Source organism: Corynebacterium jeikeium (assembly GCF_028609885.1).
GTDB lineage: Bacteria > Actinomycetota > Actinomycetes > Mycobacteriales > Mycobacteriaceae > Corynebacterium > Corynebacterium jeikeium.
The window spans coordinates 1,515,235-1,531,315 of the sequence record NZ_CP063195.1 but is presented as its reverse complement, the minus strand read 5'-3'; the positions used below and the strand labels follow the sequence as shown (position 1 = coordinate 1,531,315).

Sequence of the window (16,081 nt, the reverse complement as noted above, 5' to 3'; positions counted from 1 at the left end):
CTCCTCGGTGCCGAGGTAGTCCTGCAACGTTCCCCATTTGAGGTCATCAACAACCCAGCCCACGTAGCCATCCAGGTCGGGGTGTCATTGGTTGTGTGCATGCGCTGGAATGTATCCGCGACCCCTTGCGGCGGGCAGAATCTGCGCACACTGGAGTGGATAGACCTTTAGGGGACGGGGTAGGCGAACGCACGAGCGAACCGAAAATGTAATGGGCGCCTAGACTGTAACCATCAAACGATTTATAAAACACCTGGTCAAAGTATAATTGCACCATTGGCAGCTGCACGCCGTAGAGGCTCATTAATCCCTCGGAACCCTGATTGAACCTCTTCGACGGGTACTGCCCGGCATTCGTGTCTGAGTCGGTCAGTAATGTCGGTATTAACTAGAAGATTAACCACGTTCAGTGGAGGAGACGAACAGCATATGACCTTAAGAGCCCAGGGTAAGAAGTTAGTGGCCAAGCTGCCGAAGGTGGTGGCATGGTAGTGGCTCTCAAAAAGTCTGATCTTTATAGCTCCCTCTGGAAGAGTGCCGATGAGCTGCGCGGCGGCATGGACGCCAGCCAGTACAAGGACTACGTCCTAACGCTGCTCTTCGTAAAGTACGTCTCGGATAAGGCCAAGAGCGATCCTTACAGCCTGATCGAGGTTCCCGAGGGTGGCTCTTTCGATGATCTGGTTGCCGTGAAGGGTGCCCCGGACATCGGCGAGAGGATGAACATCGCCATCCGCCGGCTGGCTGAGGAGAACGACCTGCAGGGCGTGATCAACAACGCCGACTTCGATGACCCAAACAAATTGGAAGGCAAGGCGATGCAGGATCGCCTGACCAACCTCATTAGCATCTTCCAGGACATCGACTTCACTGGTTCGCGTGCTGAAGGTGACGACTTGCTCGGGGATGCGTATGAGGTACCTCATGCGGCATTTTGCGACAGAGTCCGGCAAGAGCAAGGGCCAGTTCTACACCCCGGCTGAAGTTTCCAGAATCATGGTCTCCACGAACACGACCTTCAGCAGCGGGGAAACGACCGGATCGTTGTTCACCAGGTCCGCGATTGCGTTGATCAGCTTGATGATGGCCTTTGCCCGCGTGTAGCCCGGCGCAGCCTTCGCGCCGAAGATGACGGTGCGCGGCGGCAGGTCGCGCTCGTGGTCCTCCTTGATGCGGAAGTACAGGTCCAGCACGTACAGGGCGTTCAGTAGCTGGCGCTTGTACTCATGCAGGCGCTTGATCTGTACGTCGAAGATGGAGTTCGGGTCGATGACCACGCCCTGGCGCTCGGCGATCCACTCGGCGAAGTCGTGCTTGTTGGCGGCCTTGATCTCGCGGAGTTCCTGCATGACCGCCGGGTCGGAGGCGAAGCTGCGCAGTTCCTTGAGGTTGTCGGGTTGGTGACCCAGGCGTCATCACCAGAAAGGCGAGTAAGCAGCGCAGACAGGCGAGGGTTAATCATCCGCAGCCAGCGGCGCGGCGTAACACCGTTGGTCTTGTTGTTGAACTTCTCGGGCCACAGCGCGTGCCAATCGGCGAGGGTTTCGCGCTTGATGATCTCTGTGTGCAGCGCGGCCACGCCGTTGATGGAATACGCGGCGTAGCAGGCGATCCACGCCATGTGCACCACACCGTGTTGGATCGGGGCCATTCTTTGGATGGTGACGCCATCAATCCCCTCCGCCGAGCGTTCGATGCGGAAGCGACGGTCGATCTCGGCGATGATCTCCCACACTCGCCAGAACAACTGCTGGAAGATCTGCTGGTCCCACTGCTCCAGGGCCTCGGTGAGGACGGTGTGGTTGGTGTAGGCGAAGGTGTCGGATACGATCTCCCAGGCTTCCTCCCAACCCATGCCGTGCTCGTCCATCAGCAGGCGCATGAGCTCCGGGATGGCCAGCACCGGGTGGGTATCGTTCAGCTGCACGGAGTGGAAGTCCGCGAAGTTCTTCAGATCCCCGTGGTGGGCCAGGTGGCTGCGGATCATCGCCTGCAGGGAGGCGGAGGTGAAGAAGTACTGCTGGCGCACGCGCAGCTTTGCCCTCGTAGGTCGTGTCGTTCGGGTAGAGCACGCGGCAGATGTCGCTGACACGCTCGCGCTCGATGATGGCATCGGTGAAGCGCTGGGAGTTGAAAGCGTCGTAGTCGAACTCCTCCCACGGCTCGGCCTTCCACAGGCGCAGGGTGCCCACGTTGCGGGTGCCGTAGCCGGTGATGGGCATGTCATAGGGGATCGCGCGGACCTTCATGTCGTCGAAGTGAACGACTAGCTGGTCGGAGGCGCGGCGGATAGTAAAGGGGTATTCCTCTTCGCGCCACGGGTCCGGGCGCTCCACCTGGAAGCCATTGTCGAAGGACTGGCGGAACAGGCCGTAGCGGTAAAGGATGCCGTAGCCGGTGACGGGGTAATCCTGGGTGACGGCGGAATCCAGGAAGCAGGCGGCCAGGCGACCCAGGCCACCGTTGCCCAGGGCGGCATCGTTTTCAATTTCTAGGACGTCCGCGAGCTCGTGGCCGAGCTCCCGGGTGGCGGCCTGAGCCTCTTCCACCAGGGGGGGGGGCCGAGGTTGGTGGAGGTTATTCAGCAGCGCGCGGCCCATGAGGAACTCGGCGGAAAAGTAATGCTGTTGGCGGGTGGCGGCGTAGGCTTCGCGGGTGCGTTCCCAATCGTCGGCGATGCGCTCTTGGATATTGCGGGAAAGGCCGGTCCAAAACTTGCGGGTGGAAGCGTGCTGGGGCGGGGTGCTTACGGCGGCGCGGACGTGGCCGCCGACGGTGGTGGAGTTCAGTTCGTGGCTCATAGTTCCCGATTCTATGGTGCCTGCGGTGAACTCGCTGGTCGGGTGCAGGGCAGGGGCTAGTGTTTTGGACGCCGCTTCGTTTCGCAACTGCGAAGACTGTTCCTCAATGCTGTCGTGGAGGTGGCTGAAGCTCTCCACCGCTGCGGAGGAGCGCGGCGGAACCTGGATGATTCGCTCGGATTCCATGCCACTGCAGCTCGCGCGTGCGGGCGATCTCCGCATCCAGCTTCACGCCGAGGAGCAGCAGGGAGTTGCTTAAGACCAAGCCGAGGGAGGCTGACGATGATGCCTCCCAGCGCGCCGTAGATACCGATGTAACCGAAGTTGTTTAGATAGGCGCGTAGCAGCAGGCCGACGATAGTTATGCTGATCAGCGCGAATGTGGAGCCCACCGTTAGCCACCGCACGCGCCCGAAGCGCACGTTCGGGGCGACATGGTAGAGGATGGCGATGAGGATCGCCGACACGAAGAAGATCACTGGCCAGCGAAGGTACTGCCAGACCGGCAGGAAGTGCTCCAGGACGAAGGTGGTGAAGCCCTGTATCCTAAGCGGCTCGGCGACCTTGTCCAGCAGTGGCCGGGCGATATCCTCCCGAAGAAAGTATGCGCCCGCGATGAAGACCAGTCCGATCACCAGAACAAGGGTGACTGCCCACATGGTCGTCCACCTCCTGATGAGGCCACGTCCTTCGCGCCGCCCGTACATTTCGTTGGACATACGGGAAAATGCGCGGAGGTACGCCGACGAGGAAAACAGGGCAAGCAGCACGCTGATCACCAGCATGACGATGGATTGCTCCGTAGAGCCGATGACCGTGGAGACAATGCTCTGCGCATTGTCTGGAAAGTTGGTGGGATGTTTTATCAATGAATTCGTCGGTGAGCTCCGTGACCTGGTTGCGGTTTTGGTCAAGGAACAGCGTGATGATCGCATAAAAGGCCAGCAAAGTCGGCAGTCCGGTGAGCAGTGTGAAGAAGCTCAGCGTGGCGCCTTTGTCTAGCAAAGCGTTGAAGAAAACCTCGAAATAGAGACGCTTGGCGATGACCTTCCAAGTTGAGGGTTCCAGCCAGCGGTGCTCCCGCACGACTTCCTCGTGGTACGCCTCAGAGGGCAGTGCCGGTGTGACCTGCCCTCCGAGGGTGGGAACGATGCGCTCATCTGAGGGGCGTTCGTTCTGGGGTTTTCAACACTCATTAGCTACTGAAGATACCTGGTAGGTGGGAGTTTGTAGCGGTGCGGACTGGGGGCGTCGGAAAAGAAATCGAACAAGGACACGCGAAGGAGGGTGTCCGGGGATTCTTATAGTCAAGAGTGTTCCCGGAAGTGCCGGGCTGATTGGAAAGAAGGTAGACGATGACTGACGCAACGACTCGCGCAGAAGTGGGTGCGCAGCTGCTGGATGTGGCGACTTCGCCGCGACTGCTGAGCGCCATCAACGTGGCGGCGTACGCGCACCGTAACCACACCCGCAAGGGCACTGACATTCCGTATGTTTCTCACATCTTCGGCGTGATGCACCTGGCCAGCACGGTTACGGATGACGAAGACGTGCTGATTGCTGCGCTGTTCCACGACATTTTGGAGGACGTGCCGGAGGAGTATTCCGAGGCGCAGATGCGGGAGGACTTCGGCGATCGCGTGGTGGAGCTAGTGCTGGGCGTGACGAAGGATGACAGCATCACTGACTGGCAGGAACGCTCCGATGCTTACCTGGCGCACCTTTCCGGCGCCGATGAGGGCTCCGTGATTGTTTCTGTGGCTGACAAGCTGCACAACTTGCTTTCGATTCTGGCCGACCACTCCGAGATCGGCGACGAGCTGTGGGGTCGTTTCAACTCCGGTAAGGACAAGCAGCAGTGGTGGTACGGCGCGGTGAGCGAGGTGGCGGCCAAGCGGATTCCGGACAACCCGTTGGTCGCGGTGCTGGAAGAGAAGGTCGCGGAACTGCGTGCGCTGTAGGTGCTGCTCCGGCGTGGCTGAAAAATGCCACGCCACCTGCGGATTAGGTAGGTAAAGGAACTACTGTGTAGAGTTCTTTCTTGCTGCTTGCAAAAGCACGCGCGCCGATCATGTGGCGCACGCGCCCCGTTCGTCTAGCGGCCTAGGACGCCGGCAGCTCTCACGCCGGTAACACGGGTTCAAATCCCGTACGGGGTACAAATTTTTTTAGCACGGCTTTCGGGCCGTGCTTTTTGCCGTTTAGTCCCCGATTTAGGGTTAAGGGTCAAAATGTGGGTTAAGGGTCAAAATGTGTGTCTGGCTCGGCGTGTCGCGGGGGTTAGATTTGGCCTTTTTGAATGCCGATTGAGTGGGTGTAGTCGGTGTCGATAGCGTTGTCGTAGAGGGCTGGGCGTCCTGTTTCGTGGTCGGCTTGGTTCTCGGTTTGGGTCAGGGTGGATACTTTGGCGAGTTGGCCCTGGCCCCAGTCGGACTGCCTGGCGATTCGTACTGGATCGTCAGGCAGTTCCGTTTTTAAGTAGAGCCACCAATCCAGCATGCGGCGTTGTCGTTCGCCTGATCTGCCGCGGTGGGTTCTGGCGAGCAGTTTGAGCTGGGCGTTGATGCCGCCTTCTAAGCTGTTGGTGGTGGATTTGATCCGCTCGGGCGCAAGGACTCCTGCTGGCGGGTTGAGGTAGACAAACAGCATCTCGGACCGCCAAAGATGGTTGAGGCTGTTGTAGGCCTTGCGCACGTTGTGGTGGGTCCACACGCGGGTCCATGCACCTGTTTTGGGGTCTTTGATCATGGTTTTCTCGTTCATCCATTCCCGGTAGATCGTTGAAAACTCGTGCAGTTGCACACCCCACGCGGCGGCTTCATCCAGTGTGGTGATCCGGGTCAGTTTCAGCGCAAGTCGGTAGATGGTGCGCCCGGCATCGGTGCGTGGGTTGGTGGTGGTGTAGCGGCGGACCACGCGTTGGGCGTGGACGAGGCAGCGTTGAATTTTCGTAGTCGGCCAGCACTTTTTGATTGCGCTGTATGCGCCTTGGCCGCCGTCGATGACGGCGATGAGTGGGGCTTCGATGCGTTCAAGCAGCAGTTGGTAGTCGCGGGTGGTTTCGTGTTTGCACCAGTGCCAGGCGATCACGTGGTCGATGGTCGCCGCGACGATCAGGCAGCCACCGGCGGTGTAGGTGCCATCGAGAAATACCTGGTCGTAGATCCGCTTGTGGTGGCCGGCGGTGGGGTCAGGCACATCAACGAGCCAGCACCACTTGAAGCGCCGCTTCATGGTGGCGCGGCTAACACCGTTTCGTTTGGCTAGGTCGTCGAGTGATATTGCGGTGGTGCAATGCTCGATGAACTGGGTGAACACTGCCGCGTTGGTGATGTCGTTTCGACGTTTGACGCTGGAGGCGCCGCATTGTTTGCAGCGCCATCTGGTGGTGCCTTTGCTGGTGGTGCCGTTGCGTTTCATTTCACCGCCGCAGTGGCAGCGTGGTTGGTTCTTCGACATTGCGACACCACACCACGCCGCGCATAGCACATCACGGCTGCCACACCGAGGATTTCCCGTCGGGGGCTAGATATATGCTTCCGGAGCATATACTTTCCGGAAACCTACAGGTCAATCCGTGAAAATCCGCGATTCCGGACACACTTTTTGACCCTTAACCCCCGATTTAGCTGATGAGGGGTTAATGGGGGTTAAGTAAAGAAAAGTGTGTCCGCATGCCACCATAACCCCAGACCACACACCACAAATCACCAAAGAATAGCTCCCCGAAAGCTATTACCCACACCATCCCGCACCTCCGGCCACATTTGTGCTAACCGCACACCGGTTGGATTAAAGGATGACCACCAACCGCCCCAGCTGCCCACTATGCGGCAACAACACAAAGAAAAACGGGGACCTGACCCCTGTTTGGTAGACACCTGATATCCAGCCCGGTTGGGTTGGGAAGAAAGGTAATCTACCACCATGCCTAGGTATTCCGAACAGTTCAAACGTGATGCTGTGGCCCTCTATGAAAACAATGAGGACCTTTCACTTCACGCGGCTTCAGCAGAGCTTGGAGTCAATCGTTCCTCGCTTTTCTCCTGGCTTCAGCAATACGGCACCGGCAAACGTGCCCGCACGAAGGCCATGCGCGACAACGCCAAGGAGACGACTGATTCCGAGCGAATCCGCCAGCTAGAAAAAGAGAACGCGAAGCTGCGCGAAGAACGCGATATTCTGCGCAAGGCCGCGAAATATTTTGCCGAAGAGACACGCTGGTGATCCGCTTCCAGTTTGTCTATGACCACCGAACCGAGTACTCGGTCAAGCGGATGTGCCATGTGTTAAAGCTCAATCGCTCCTCGTTTTATAAATGGGTCAACACCCACGAAAATCGCAGGTTAAAGATATGTTCCGATGCCCTTATTGGTGCAAGAATCAAGGCCATCTTTGATGATGAGAACGGGCTTTATGGTGCTAAACGCATCGCTGCAAGCCTCAACGACGATACGGACTTCGGCCCGATCAACCATAAGAAGGTTGCGCGCATCATGAAATCCATGGGGCTAAAAGGCTTTAGCAAACGGCGTCGATGCATCACCACCCGGCGCAAGCCTGGTCACCGTGTCATGCCAGATTTAGTAGGCCGTACATTCACCGCTGACGAGCCGAACCGTGTTTATGTAGGCGACATCACCTACCTGCCGTGTAAGGGCGGTAAGAACATGTACCTGGCCACGGTCATTGACACCTATTCACGAAGACTTGCAGGTTATGCACTCGCAGACCACATGCGTGTCTCACTGGTCATCGAGGCTTTGTCCCATGCCAGCACAGTCCGCGGAAGCCTTGACGGGGCTATTTTCCATTCTGATCATGGAAGTGTGTACACCTCACAGGCGTTTAGGGACCACTGCGCCCAACTTGGTGTACGCCAATCCATGGGCGCGGTGGGAACTAGTGCCGATAATGCCCTGGCAGAATCATTTAACGCCACCTTAAAACGTGAAGTGCTACGTGATCGGAAAGTCTTTGATAATCCCATTATCTGCCGGCAGGAAGTCTTTCGATGGTGCATGCGCTACAACACCCGCAGACGGCACTCCTGGTGCAACCTTCTAGCCCCCAATGACTTCGAAGCACTCACATCAGCTACACTGACCCAAGCAGCATAGCTAACCCCCGACGTGTCTACTTTCCGGGGGTCAGGCCCCGGCACCACCAGCAAATCAACCACCCGTTGGCGCTGCACCCACTGCGGACACTCCTTTACCCGCAACACCCAAACCCACAACAAAAATACCGCCACCATGGCTTTGTTCATCCAATGGGCCACCGGCACCCAATCTCTAACCACCTTCGCCGCACACCATGGCGTAACCAGGCAAACCATGCACCACCGATTCCGATGGTGCTGGTGGATCATCCCCACACCCACCATCGACTCATTCCGCATCCATGACCAAATCTTCCTCGACGCGACCTATCTAAAGTCCGGATGCCTCCTGATCGCAGCCAGTAAAACCCACGTCATCAACTGGACCTGGGCCAGACACGAAACCACCGCCGCCTACACCGAACTCCTACGCCCCATTGCCGCACCACTAATCGCAGTCACAGACGGCGGACAAGGTGCCCAATCAGCCATCCACCACTGCTGGCCAACAACACGCATCCAACGCTGCCTCGTCCACGCCCAACGAACAGTCCGCCGCCACACCACCAGCAACCCCCGCACCGATGCCGGCAAAACCCTCTACCGCCTAGCCCTGAAACTCACTCGCATCACCGACCTTGACCAAGCATCCACATGGGTCGCCCACCTGCACGAATTCGACCACACCTACCGGGAATGGATGAACGAGAAAACCACCATCAAAGACCCTGCTACCGGCGCCTACACCAAGGTCTACACCCACCAACGCGTCCGAGCGGCCTATCAATCATTGCTATCTCTGCACCGCAGAGACCTGCTGTTTACCTACCTGCAACCCCCACCAACAACCATCGACCCCGACAACCTTGCAGCAACAACAAACAGCCTCGAAGGTGGCATCAACGCCCCCATAAAAGAACTAGCCCGCAGACACCGCGGACTATCACTACCGCATCAACGCACAGTGATGGATTGGTGGCTGTATCTACATACAGAAGTCCCTGACGATCCGGTCAAGATCGCCAGGGACCAACGATGGGGTCAAGACGCACTTTCCACAGCAACAGACCTGATCACCCACAACACCACAGCCACTACCAATGACATCGGTGCACCAGCAGAATACGACACCGCCATCGAGGGTTAAGGGTCAAAAAGTGTGTCCGGAATCGCGGATTTTCACGGATTGACCTGTAGGTTTCCGGAAAGTATATGCTCCGGAAGCATATATCTAGCCCCCGACGGGAAATCCTCGGTGTGGCAGCCGTGATGTGCTATGCGCGGCGTGGTGTGGTGTCGCAATGTCGAAGAACCAACCACGCTGCCACTGCGGCGGTGAAATGAAACGCAACGGCACCACCAGCAAAGGCACCACCAGATGGCGCTGCAAACAATGCGGCGCCTCCAGCGTCAAACGTCGAAACGACATCACCAACGCGGCAGTGTTCACCCAGTTCATCGAGCATTGCACCACCGCAATATCACTCGACGACCTAGCCAAACGAAACGGTGTTAGCCGCGCCACCATGAAGCGGCGCTTCAAGTGGTGCTGGCTCGTTGATGTGCCTGACCCCACCGCCGGCCACCACAAGCGGATCTACGACCAGGTATTTCTCGATGGCACCTACACCGCCGGTGGCTGCCTGATCGTCGCGGCGACCATCGACCACGTGATCGCCTGGCACTGGTGCAAACACGAAACCACCCGCGACTACCAACTGCTGCTTGAACGCATCGAAGCCCCACTCATCGCCGTCATCGACGGCGGCCAAGGCGCATACAGCGCAATCAAAAAGTGCTGGCCGACTACGAAAATTCAACGCTGCCTCGTCCACGCCCAACGCGTGGTCCGCCGCTACACCACCACCAACCCACGCACCGATGCCGGGCGCACCATCTACCGACTTGCGCTGAAACTGACCCGGATCACCACACTGGATGAAGCCGCCGCGTGGGGTGTGCAACTGCACGAGTTTTCAACGATCTACCGGGAATGGATGAACGAGAAAACCATGATCAAAGACCCCAAAACAGGTGCATGGACCCGCGTGTGGACCCACCACAACGTGCGCAAGGCCTACAACAGCCTCAACCATCTTTGGCGGTCCGAGATGCTGTTTGTCTACCTCAACCCGCCAGCAGGAGTCCTTGCGCCCGAGCGGATCAAATCCACCACCAACAGCTTAGAAGGCGGCATCAACGCCCAGCTCAAACTGCTCGCCAGAACCCACCGCGGCAGATCAGGCGAACGACAACGCCGCATGCTGGATTGGTGGCTCTACTTAAAAACGGAACTGCCTGACGATCCAGTACGAATCGCCAGGCAGTCCGACTGGGGCCAGGGCCAACTCGCCAAAGTATCCACCCTGACCCAAACCGAGAACCAAGCCGACCACGAAACAGGACGCCCAGCCCTCTACGACAACGCTATCGACACCGACTACACCCACTCAATCGGCATTCAAAAAGGCCAAATCTAACCCCCGCGACACGCCGAGCCAGACACACATTTTGACCCTTAACCCGCCATCGACACCAGCTACCAACACAACCTCGGCATCCAAAAAGGCTGGATCAAATAACCGCAACACGCCCGGAAAAGACACACTTTTCTTTACTTAACCCGTTAATGGACAAAAACGTCCGCATCCCCTATCCCGCCGGCGCGGCGGTGACTCTTCATTCCATCGGGCAAAATTGCCCGGACCCTGCAGGCTAAGCCTGCTTTCTCTGTGAGTGATGAAACAACGGGGAATTCGTCTCCTTCTATCCGACCTCAGGGACTTCCAGGGCGTGTCCCTCCGAGTGACACCCTCCACACATGAACTCGAAGTAGTGGATACGCCAGCACGTAGGTGAGAGGTTGCCTCCCCTTAGAATAGAAGAAGATGGGAGCCTGTCGCGCTATGTGAGCCTACGTTCTACCCCTTACCCACAAATTGGCGTTCTGTACTGACGTTTTACGTGGGGTGGAGGCTGCTGTCGGTTCACCGTACTCACGCTAGGCGCATCCAAGTTCGCTTGTAGATAGGACCGCCACCGGTCCGAGAAGAGAGCTCGCGAGCTTCCTCCTCGGTGCCGAGGTAGTCCTGCAACGTTCCCCATTTGAGGTCATCAACAACCCAGCCCACGTAGCCATCCAGGTCGGGGGTGTCATTGGTTGTGTGCATGCGCTGGAATGTATCCGCGACCCCCTTGCGGCGGGCAGAATCTGCGCACACTGGAGTGGATAGACCTTTAGGGGACGGGGTAGGGCGAACGCACGAGCGAACCGAAAATGTAATGGGCGCCTAGACTGTAACCATCAAACGATTTATAAAACACCTGGTCAAAGTATAATTGCACCATTGGCAGCTGCACGCCGTAGAGGCTCATTAATCCCTCGGAACCCTGATTGAACCTCTTCGACGGGTACTGCCCGGCATTCGTGTCTGAGTCGGTCAGTAATGTCGGTATTAACTAGAAGATTAACCACGTTCAGTGGAGGAGACGAACAGCATATGACCTTAAGAGCCCAGGGTAAGAAGTTAGTGGCCAAGCTGCCGAAGGTGGTGGCATGGTAGTGGCTCTCAAAAAGTCTGATCTTTATAGCTCCCTCTGGAAGAGTGCCGATGAGCTGCGCGGCGGCATGGACGCCAGCCAGTACAAGGACTACGTCCTAACGCTGCTCTTCGTAAAGTACGTCTCGGATAAGGCCAAGAGCGATCCTTACAGCCTGATCGAGGTTCCCGAGGGTGGCTCTTTCGATGATCTGGTTGCCGTGAAGGGTGCCCCGGACATCGGCGAGAGGATGAACATCGCCATCCGCCGGCTGGCTGAGGAGAACGACCTGCAGGGCGTGATCAACAACGCCGACTTCGATGACCCAAACAAATTGGGCGAAGGCAAGGCGATGCAGGATCGCCTGACCAACCTCATTAGCATCTTCCAGGACATCGACTTCACTGGTTCGCGTGCTGAAGGTGACGACTTGCTCGGGGATGCGTATGAGTACCTCATGCGGCATTTTGCGACAGAGTCCGGCAAGAGCAAGGGCCAGTTCTACACCCCGGCTGAAGTTTCCAGAATCATGGCTCAGGTACTGGAAATCCCGAAGGATGCTCCCCGCTCCACCACCGTTTATGAAACTTTCATGCCACGCTGGATACAAACGCGCGCGAACTACGATTTAGCCGCCTGACTGGTTCACTTACGTAACCTCGTGCGCTATTGGACGTCGAACGACTTTGACTGTTGCTCGTTATCTTCGACCCAGTGCACGATGAGCTTTGTGCCTGCGGTGTTCATCGAATGCAGGACTGGCACTTTCCAGATGACTCCAGGTTCCAGCGTGACTGGCTGATTATCCACAAGGAGTCTCATAAGACCCGATGCAGCTTGGCCTTCGAAGGTCACCGACTCAGCAGCGAGATCACCAGTATTGGTAACTTCGTACCAGCGCTTAGTTTCATACTTCGCCTTACCGGACTTGTCGATGCCTGTTTGCAACCGCTCGCTGTTGGAGGCGACTCGGAACCTGACACCGACTGGAGTGTCTTGACTCGCTGCCGTGAACGTATCCATCCTGGCCAAGTCAAGCTCAATGGCTGCCCAGATCTGGCTTTCAAGCTGGCGCGCATCGTCAAACTCGCCAAGCAGACCCCGCTCGCTTATTTCCTGCCTAAATTGACGAAGCCCGTCCAATTGAGAGGTGTCTACGTCGTGCGGTAGTGGAGCTGTTGAGAAGTACAGGTGCACTGGCTTCCCGCTATTGACGGCACGCTCGATCTCTTCAACGGTTCCTGAAACCGCTTCGCGAGTGGGAGAACCAAGACGGCTGCCGAACAACGCTACGATGATGTCGGCCCCGTCGACCCCTTGTTCATTGATGATTGACTGTGGATGATCACCCAATAGGGGCACAGAAGAGCTTTCCCAACGCCATGGGAGTAGCACGATACTTCGCGTAGCAGCATGGCGGCTGTTCCATGAATGAATTGCGCTCTCAACGGCGTCACGAGCCTCAGGAACATCGGAAGGCGAAGCAACCAGCACACGTAAAACTGTTGCAGTAAAGCTCATGCCCAGATCTTAGTTGACTGCTCGCCTCTCCGGGGTGATGAGGGACCGACGGCGGGTATGGTGCTATGCGCCATCTGATGGCTTGATGGCGACTACTTGGGTGCTGCCGTCGCGGAATTGAAAGGTGACGTTGCCGTCGACGTCGACGGTGCCTTTTTCGAGCAAAGCTACGCAGAGGTATGGGCTGAAGACCAACTGTTCAAGATCAAGGTTGGCGGTCTCTTCCCTGTAGTAGTGGTAGGCGGCCAGTCGGTTGTTCTTGTTCTGGATCTCGGCGACCACGGCAGCGTGCTCAGCTAACAGCGCCTGGTGCTGCTCGTGGCTAGCGTTGAACGCCTTCTCGTAGGCTTGCTGGTCTTGAGCGACTCGTGCATTGTGGGCGATCATCGATTGGAGCTTCTTTGCCACCTCGTTGATCTGAGCGAGAAGCCCGGCGGCCTCAACCTCCAGGTCACTTGTGTCGAGGGCGTCGAGAACGGCTTGGCTGACACCGGTGTCGGTCGGTGAGCCGAATCGAAGGCGAATGGCCTCCAGGAACATGTCCTTGAGTCGCTGATCACTGATGTGCCCGGTGGCGCATTTGTCCTGGCCTGCGTATTTGTGGCCGCACCGCCAGATGACCTTTTCGTACTTACTGCCCGCGTGCCAGGTTTTCGAGCCGAAGAAGTGCCCGCACTGGCTGCACTCGAAGGTCGATGAGAAGGGGCGGGTGCGGTGCTGGGTTCGCTGATCCCTAGCGCCTTTAGCTATCTCGGCTTGGACGAAGTCCCACACTGCGGGGCTGATGATCGCCTCATGGCTGGCGGTGACGTAGTACTGGGGCACTTCGCCTTGGTTGATGACTTGACGTTTCGTCAGGTAGTCAGCGACGTACGACTTCTGCAGGAGAGCGTCACCCTTGTATTTCTCGTTGGTGAGAATCGCTCGTATGGATCGGTAATACCAGGTCTTGTTGCCTGCAGCGGTGAAGGTCTCTGGCTCGTCGGTGAGGGTGCGGGCGATCGTTCCGATGGACATGCCGCCTAAGTACATGTTGTAGATCCGGCGCACGGTTTTGGCTTGCTCGGGGTTGATGACGAGGCTTCCGTCTTCACCTTTGTCGTATCCAAGGAACCGAGAGTATGGGACGGTGACCTTGCCGTCGGCGAAGCGTTTGCGGTGCCCCCAGGTGACGTTTTCCGAGATGGAGCGGGCTTCTTCTTGCGCCAGCGAGCTCATGATGGTGATGAGGAGCTCGCCTTTGGCGTCGAAGGTCCAGATGCCTTCTTTCTCGAAGAAGACCTCCACGCCTTTGTCTTTAAGCGCTCGAACGGTGGTCAGCGAGTCGACGGTGTTGCGGGCGAACCGGGACACGCTCTTGGTGATGATCAGGTCGATCTTGCCGTCGAGCGCGTCGGTCACCATCTGCTGGAACCCAGCGCGGTGTTTGGTTGAGGTACCGGTGATGCCTTCATCGGTATAGACCTTGACGAACTGCCAGCCCGCGTGGTCGCTGATGTAGCGGGTGTAGTAGTCGACTTGGGCTTCGTAGGACGTCACCTGATCGTCGTGGTCGGTGGACACGCGGGCATACCCGGCGACCCTGCGCAGGGTTGTCTGTCCAAGTGGAGCACCCGTGTGGAGCGCTCGGGTGGCGGGGATTGCTGTGACGGTGCGGGCCATTTAGCGTTCGCCTCGCTCGGCGCGCAGGCGCTCAGCCTCTGCCTTGGCCACGGCCCGGTACTTCGCCAATGCTTCTGGCGGTGTTGGTGCTTGCCGTGGATTGTCCAACCCGAGCCTTTTGGCTTCGGCCCAGCGGGCACGCACGAGTTCACCCCAGGCGGCTTTTCTTGCTGGGGTCCACGAGCTCTTCTTCAGGTTTGGTCGCCACGTGTGCGAGCTGCTGGTGCCATCGGTGTACTGAAACGTGTAATGGTCTTTTCCCTGCACGTCAATGTGGTCGATACGCTCGTTGAACACATCCTCGTCGAAGGCCTCGATACCCAGAACTTGAGCGATGAAGCCTTTGAGCGCCGTGTCAGAGATTTCGCAGGTGCCGCATCCGGTTTTGCGGCCTTTCTTCCGTTCGGTGCAGATCCAGTGCTCGGTGGAGATCGAGTTTTGGGTTTTCGGATTGCGTACGTTGCGCACAAACGAGCAGTTGCAGGACACGCATTTGATCTTCGACGTCAACGCCACAGTTTCTATGGACCAGTTCGCCCGGGCCCCGAGTTCACGTCGGCGTGCAATCTCGGTTTGGACCGCGACGAAAGTGTCGCGGTCGATGATCGCGGGGATCGCGTTTTCCACCAGGTACTGGGGCAACTGGCCGGTGTTGCGCACTGCTCGTCCAGGTCTACCCTCCGGAGTGGACCATCGCCCCAACAGGAGGTCGCCGGTGTAGTGCGGGTTCTTCAGGATGTGACGAACCCATTCGCCGGGCAACTTGTTGTCAGCCAGATGCGGAACCCTGCCGTCGGCGATGAGCTGCGCGGCCATCTTTTCGCACGAGGTCTCCTTCATGTACTGGGCGAAGATCCAGCGCACCACGGCTGCTTCTTCTTCGATGATCTGCACGTCGGTGCCATCAGCGGAGTCGGTGTAACCGTACAAGTGGAAGCCGTTCGCTTTTCCTTCTTCGAAGCCTTTCCAAATGCGCCACTTCACGTTTTGGCTGATTTGCTCTGATTCTGCCTGCGCGAAAGACGCCAGCAGGGTGAGCATGAGTTCTCCGTCAGCGCTGGTTGAGGAGATGTTCTCTTTTTCGAATCGCACCTCCACCCCGAGGTCTTTCAGCTCGCGAACGGTTTCGAGCAGGTCGACGGTGTTGCGAGCGAAGCGCGAGATCGACTTGGTGAGGATCAGGTCGATTGCCCCTTCCCGGGCAAGGGCCAGCATTTCTTGGAACTGGGGTCGATGCGTGGTGGTTCCAGAGATTCCAGAATCGGCGAACACTCCGGCGAACGTCCAGCCAGGAGTGTCGTGAATGAGTTGCTGGTAGTAGGAAACTTGGGTGGACAAACTCAGCGGTGTGCGCTCGGTTTCCATGCTGATGCGGGCATACGCTGCCACTTTCACAAGCGGAGAAGCACTGATCGGTGGCGGGGTGATTTGCTCCATTCTCTTCAAGGTATTTCTC

The 16,081-nt window shown here is 57.7% G+C and carries 11 protein-coding genes, 1 tRNA gene and 3 pseudogenes; 8 read left to right on the top strand and 7 right to left on the bottom strand.

Translation table 11 applies throughout. The features are described 5' to 3' along the window. Window positions 1-485: 485 nt before the first annotated feature. A pseudogene (locus CJEIK_RS06825) lies at window positions 486-794 on the top strand (type I restriction-modification system subunit M N-terminal domain-containing protein); the annotation flags it as partial. Between the two features lie 112 nt (window positions 795-906). Further along, window positions 907-966: pseudogene (locus CJEIK_RS11320) on the top strand (hypothetical protein); the annotation flags it as partial. A 35-nt stretch (window positions 967-1,001) separates the two neighbouring features. Here the strand turns inward: CJEIK_RS11320 and malP are convergent. Both malP and CJEIK_RS06815 read right to left on the bottom strand, forming a co-directional pair. Then, a pseudogene (gene malP / locus CJEIK_RS06820) lies at window positions 1,002-2,801 on the bottom strand (maltodextrin phosphorylase MalP); the annotation flags it as partial. 56 nt (window positions 2,802-2,857) lie between these two features. Further along, a complete protein-coding gene (locus CJEIK_RS06815; RefSeq protein ID WP_273657828.1) occupies window positions 2,858-3,670 on the bottom strand; it encodes a YihY/virulence factor BrkB family protein in 813 nt (270 codons plus the stop codon). A gap of 486 nt (window positions 3,671-4,156) precedes the next feature. Between CJEIK_RS06815 and CJEIK_RS06810 the strand changes: the two genes are divergently transcribed. After that, window positions 4,157-4,762 carry an HD domain-containing protein gene (locus tag CJEIK_RS06810; RefSeq protein WP_005292796.1) on the top strand — a complete coding sequence of 202 codons (606 nt, stop codon included), beginning with the start codon at window positions 4,157-4,159 and terminating at the stop codon, window positions 4,760-4,762. Between the two features lie 123 nt (window positions 4,763-4,885). After that, window positions 4,886-4,960, top strand: a tRNA-OTHER gene (locus CJEIK_RS06805). 121 nt (window positions 4,961-5,081) lie between these two features. Here CJEIK_RS06805 and CJEIK_RS06800 read toward each other — a convergent pair. After that, on the bottom strand, window positions 5,082-6,260 hold the full coding sequence (locus CJEIK_RS06800) for an IS256-like element IS1249 family transposase (RefSeq protein WP_005323424.1): 1,179 nt from the start codon (window positions 6,258-6,260) through the stop codon (window positions 5,082-5,084). Window positions 6,261-6,728: 468 nt separating this feature from the next. On the opposite strand from CJEIK_RS06800, the gene CJEIK_RS06795 reads away from it, so the two are divergent. From CJEIK_RS06795 to CJEIK_RS06785, 3 genes are all read left to right on the top strand, one after another. Then, window positions 6,729-7,921 (top strand): IS3 family transposase gene (locus tag CJEIK_RS06795; RefSeq protein WP_370510474.1). Its coding sequence is split into 2 segments (ribosomal slippage): window positions 6,729-7,011 and window positions 7,011-7,921, totalling 1,194 coding nucleotides; the frame shifts between segments, so codons are not numbered across the junction. Window positions 7,922-7,933: 12 nt separating this feature from the next. Continuing rightward, window positions 7,934-9,049, top strand: a complete 1,116-nt coding sequence (locus tag CJEIK_RS06790; protein ID WP_115597270.1) for an IS1249 family transposase — start codon at window positions 7,934-7,936, stop codon at window positions 9,047-9,049. 154 nt (window positions 9,050-9,203) lie between these two features. Beyond that, window positions 9,204-10,382, top strand: a complete 1,179-nt coding sequence (locus CJEIK_RS06785) for an IS256-like element IS1249 family transposase (RefSeq protein WP_005323424.1) — start codon at window positions 9,204-9,206, stop codon at window positions 10,380-10,382. A 516-nt stretch (window positions 10,383-10,898) separates the two neighbouring features. Here the strand turns inward: CJEIK_RS06785 and CJEIK_RS06780 are convergent. Next, window positions 10,899-11,072, bottom strand: coding sequence for a hypothetical protein (locus CJEIK_RS06780; protein ID WP_005295638.1), 174 nt, complete (start codon window positions 11,070-11,072; stop codon window positions 10,899-10,901). Window positions 11,073-11,458: 386 nt separating this feature from the next. Here CJEIK_RS06780 and CJEIK_RS06775 point away from each other — a divergent pair, with 386 nt between their 5' ends. Further along, entirely contained in the window at window positions 11,459-12,082 is a 624-nt protein-coding gene (locus CJEIK_RS06775; protein ID WP_005295634.1) for a type I restriction-modification system subunit M N-terminal domain-containing protein, read from the top strand. A 26-nt stretch (window positions 12,083-12,108) separates the two neighbouring features. On the opposite strand, the gene CJEIK_RS06770 is transcribed toward CJEIK_RS06775, so the two are convergent. From CJEIK_RS06770 to CJEIK_RS06760, 3 genes are all read right to left on the bottom strand, one after another. Then, window positions 12,109-12,963 carry a hypothetical protein gene (locus CJEIK_RS06770; protein ID WP_034965042.1) on the bottom strand — a complete coding sequence of 285 codons (855 nt, stop codon included), beginning with the start codon at window positions 12,961-12,963 and terminating at the stop codon, window positions 12,109-12,111. A 63-nt stretch (window positions 12,964-13,026) separates the two neighbouring features. Further along, the gene (locus tag CJEIK_RS06765) at window positions 13,027-14,625 is read right to left on the bottom strand and encodes a recombinase family protein (RefSeq protein ID WP_005295629.1); all 1,599 of its coding nucleotides are present in this window, start codon (window positions 14,623-14,625) and stop codon (window positions 13,027-13,029) included. Then, on the bottom strand, window positions 14,626-16,062 hold the full coding sequence (locus CJEIK_RS06760; protein WP_005295627.1) for a recombinase family protein: 1,437 nt from the start codon (window positions 16,060-16,062) through the stop codon (window positions 14,626-14,628). Between the last annotated feature and the right edge of the window lie 19 nt (window positions 16,063-16,081).

Bases quoted from the DNA above. Each gene is read 5' to 3' on its own strand.
- CJEIK_RS06810 (WP_005292796.1), top strand. From the start codon at position 4,157: ATGACTGACGCAACGACTCGCGCAGAAGTGGGTGCGCAGCTGCTGGAT.
- CJEIK_RS06800 (WP_005323424.1), bottom strand. From the start codon at position 6,260: ATGTCGAAGAACCAACCACGCTGCCACTGCGGCGGTGAAATGAAACGC.
- CJEIK_RS06785 (WP_005323424.1), top strand. From the start codon at position 9,204: ATGTCGAAGAACCAACCACGCTGCCACTGCGGCGGTGAAATGAAACGC.
- CJEIK_RS06780 (WP_005295638.1), bottom strand. From the start codon at position 11,072: ATGCACACAACCAATGACACCCCCGACCTGGATGGCTACGTGGGCTGG.
- CJEIK_RS06775 (WP_005295634.1), top strand. From the start codon at position 11,459: ATGGTAGTGGCTCTCAAAAAGTCTGATCTTTATAGCTCCCTCTGGAAG.
- CJEIK_RS06770 (WP_034965042.1), bottom strand. From the start codon at position 12,963: ATGAGCTTTACTGCAACAGTTTTACGTGTGCTGGTTGCTTCGCCTTCC.
- CJEIK_RS06765 (WP_005295629.1), bottom strand. From the start codon at position 14,625: ATGGCCCGCACCGTCACAGCAATCCCCGCCACCCGAGCGCTCCACACG.
- CJEIK_RS06760 (WP_005295627.1), bottom strand. From the start codon at position 16,062: ATGGAGCAAATCACCCCGCCACCGATCAGTGCTTCTCCGCTTGTGAAA.